General features: G+C 31.6%; 3 protein-coding genes. All 3 read left to right on the top strand.

From position 1 onward, the window contains the following. Positions 1–137: 137 nt before the first annotated feature. The 3 genes from ACIQ56_RS16650 to leuD are packed head-to-tail and all read left to right on the top strand — an operon-like array spanning position 138 to position 2,420. Positions 138–377 carry an alpha-isopropylmalate synthase regulatory domain-containing protein gene (locus ACIQ56_RS16650; protein WP_397602157.1) on the top strand — a complete coding sequence of 80 codons (240 nt, stop codon included), beginning with the start codon at positions 138–140 and terminating at the stop codon, positions 375–377. 31 nt (positions 378–408) lie between these two features. After that, positions 409–1,806 carry a 3-isopropylmalate dehydratase large subunit gene (gene leuC, locus ACIQ56_RS16645; protein ID WP_397602156.1) on the top strand — a complete coding sequence of 466 codons (1,398 nt, stop codon included), beginning with the start codon at positions 409–411 and terminating at the stop codon, positions 1,804–1,806. Between the two features lie 14 nt (positions 1,807–1,820). Next, a complete protein-coding gene (leuD, locus tag ACIQ56_RS16640) occupies positions 1,821–2,420 on the top strand; it encodes a 3-isopropylmalate dehydratase small subunit (protein ID WP_397602155.1) in 600 nt (199 codons plus the stop codon). Positions 2,421–2,550: the final 130 nt, after the last annotated feature.

Raw genomic sequence — 2,550 nt, 5'->3', positions numbered from 1 at the left:
AGCTTATGCAAACTTATATTAAATTTAGAAATCCAATTAAAATGGAATGAATAAATTATACAAAAAAAGCATTAGAAAGTAACTTAGAACTTTCAGGAGAATTTTTTGGGAACAAAAAAATATTTGAATTTAAAACAATGGAATCAGGCTCTGCTTTTACATCTTTATACAATGCTATCGTGCAATTTATTCCCGATTTAAAAATTGAAAAATATACCAGCCAGTCACTTTCTAAGGGAGTCGACTCGATGAGTCATTCTAAAACAATTATCAAAGATGCAAATAAAAAGATATTTACTGGAATTGGAGAGGATCTTGATATTGAAATTTCAGCTTTGAAATCTTTAATTGATGTAACAAATCAATGTTACATTTAAAACAATTATATTCAAAAACAAAAGGATTGAAATGAAAAAAAATATTGTTGAAAAAATATGGGAAAATCATGTCATTGATAATTCATCGGGCAACATTTCCGTAATTGCGATTGATTTTGGATTTTTGCATGAAGTAACATCGGCTCAAGCTTTTCAAACAATGGAAGATCGAAATATTTCTATTTTAAATCCGAAACAATTTATAGCAACCATTGATCATAGTATTTCAACAAGTGAAAATAGAAATGAAACTTTCGATCTAGCGGCAAAAAAACAAATTGATTTGCTTCGAAAAAATACGAAAAAAAACGATATTCCTTTTTTTGACTTTGATAGCGGTTACCAAGGTATCGTTCATGTCGTTGGTCCTGAACTTGGAATCACCCAACCTGGATTAACAATTGTTTGCGGAGATTCTCATACTGCAACTCATGGAGCCTTTGGCGCATTGGCTTTCGGAATAGGCACTTCAGAACTTTCTCATGTTTTTGCCACAGGATGTTTGTTACTTCATAAACCTAAAGTAATGAAAGTTGAATTTAAAGGGGAAAGGCCAAATGGAGTTTTTGCTAAAGATCTCATCATGAAATTAATTTCAAAAATTGGGATAGGAGGAGCAACAGGTCACATTATTGAATATACAGGAAATGCCATACGTAAAATGACAATGGAAGAACGTATGACAATTTGTAATATGAGTATTGAATGTGGAGCAAAAGGTGGGTTAATTTCCCCTGATGAAACAACTTATAGTTACTTAAAAAATCGCCCCTTTGCGCCCTCTCCTAAAAACTGGGATAACTTAACAAAATACTGGAAATCTTTTCAGAGTGATCCCGATTGCTATTATGATACTGAAGTAACAATAAATATTAATCACTTAAGCCCTATGGTTACCTGGGGGACAAACCCTTCTCAAGCTATAGAAATAAAGGAACACATTCCGAATGAAAATGAAATTTCGGATTCTGAAAAATTAATGTACCAAAAAGCAATTGATTATATGAAAATAACACCAGGGACAAAAATTGAAGGAACAAAAATAGATTGGGCTTTCATTGGGTCATGTACAAATGGGCGCATCGAAGATCTTCGTATTAGCGCTGAAATTCTTAAAAACCGTAAAATTCATCCTTCTGTTACCTTATATATTGTTCCTGGCTCTGAATCTGTATTAAAGCAAGCAAAAGAAGAGGGATTAGATAAAATATTTATAAATGCAGGCGCTGATTTTAGAATGCCAGGATGTTCTATGTGTCTCGCTATGAATGACGACAAAGTACCAAGCGGCAAAAGATGTATTAGTTCTACAAATAGAAATTTTGTTGGCAGACAAGGAACAGGAAGTTACACCCATTTAGCTTCACCAGCAACAGTAGCAGCAAGTGCTCTGGAAGGTAAAATTACTTCTCCTTTAAAATATTTATAAACAGGAAATTTAAAATGAATACAAATCAATCTCTTTTTGGAAAATGTATCCCTCTAGAAATGAACAATGTAGATACCGATCTTATAATTCCAGCTCAATATCTCACTTCTGTAACAAAAAATGGGTATGGAATAAATTTATTTAAGAGATTAAGGGAAAATTCAAATGATTTTGTTTTTAATCAACAGGAATTTCAAAATTCCAGTATATTAATAACACAAGAAAATTTTGGCTGTAGCTCTTCCCGCGAACATGCTGTGTGGGCTTTAAAAGAATATGGAATACAAGTGGTAATTGCCTCTTCTTTTGCTGATATTTTTTCTGGGAATAGTTTAAAAAATAAATTACTTCTAATCCAACTAGATAAATTAACAATACAAAAACTAATATTAAATTCTTCTAATAATGAATATTATTTAAATATTGATCTAAAAAATAATTCTATACATTCCTCATTAAATGAAGATTTTGAATTTCAAATGGATTCCTTTCAAAAATCTTGCTTTATGAATGGATTTGACGAAATTGATTATTTAATGACCTTCAAAAATAAAATTGTAAATTTTAAAAATGCACAAATAGAAAAAGGGATTAATCCTTCTCTTAATCAATAAGGATTCATTATGGTGCGCCAAGATAAGTGCGTAAGAACCAGTGAGTGCGAATCTCACCCACGTAAAGATTAGCCATCAGCGTGGAAGTAAGCAGTGCGATTAATAAGGTAACAAATTAATTGAAGCCATT

The organism is Silvanigrella sp. (assembly GCF_044369315.1).
Lineage (GTDB): Bacteria > Bdellovibrionota_B > Oligoflexia > Silvanigrellales > Silvanigrellaceae > Silvanigrella.
This window is presented reverse-complemented; position numbering and strand designations above follow the sequence as displayed.

Excerpts from the sequence above, each read along its gene's own strand:
- ACIQ56_RS16650 (WP_397602157.1), top strand. The coding sequence starts at position 138 with ATGGAATCAGGCTCTGCTTTTACATCTTTATACAATGCTATCGTGCAA.
- leuC (WP_397602156.1), top strand. The coding sequence starts at position 409 with ATGAAAAAAAATATTGTTGAAAAAATATGGGAAAATCATGTCATTGAT.
- leuD (WP_397602155.1), top strand. The coding sequence starts at position 1,821 with ATGAATACAAATCAATCTCTTTTTGGAAAATGTATCCCTCTAGAAATG.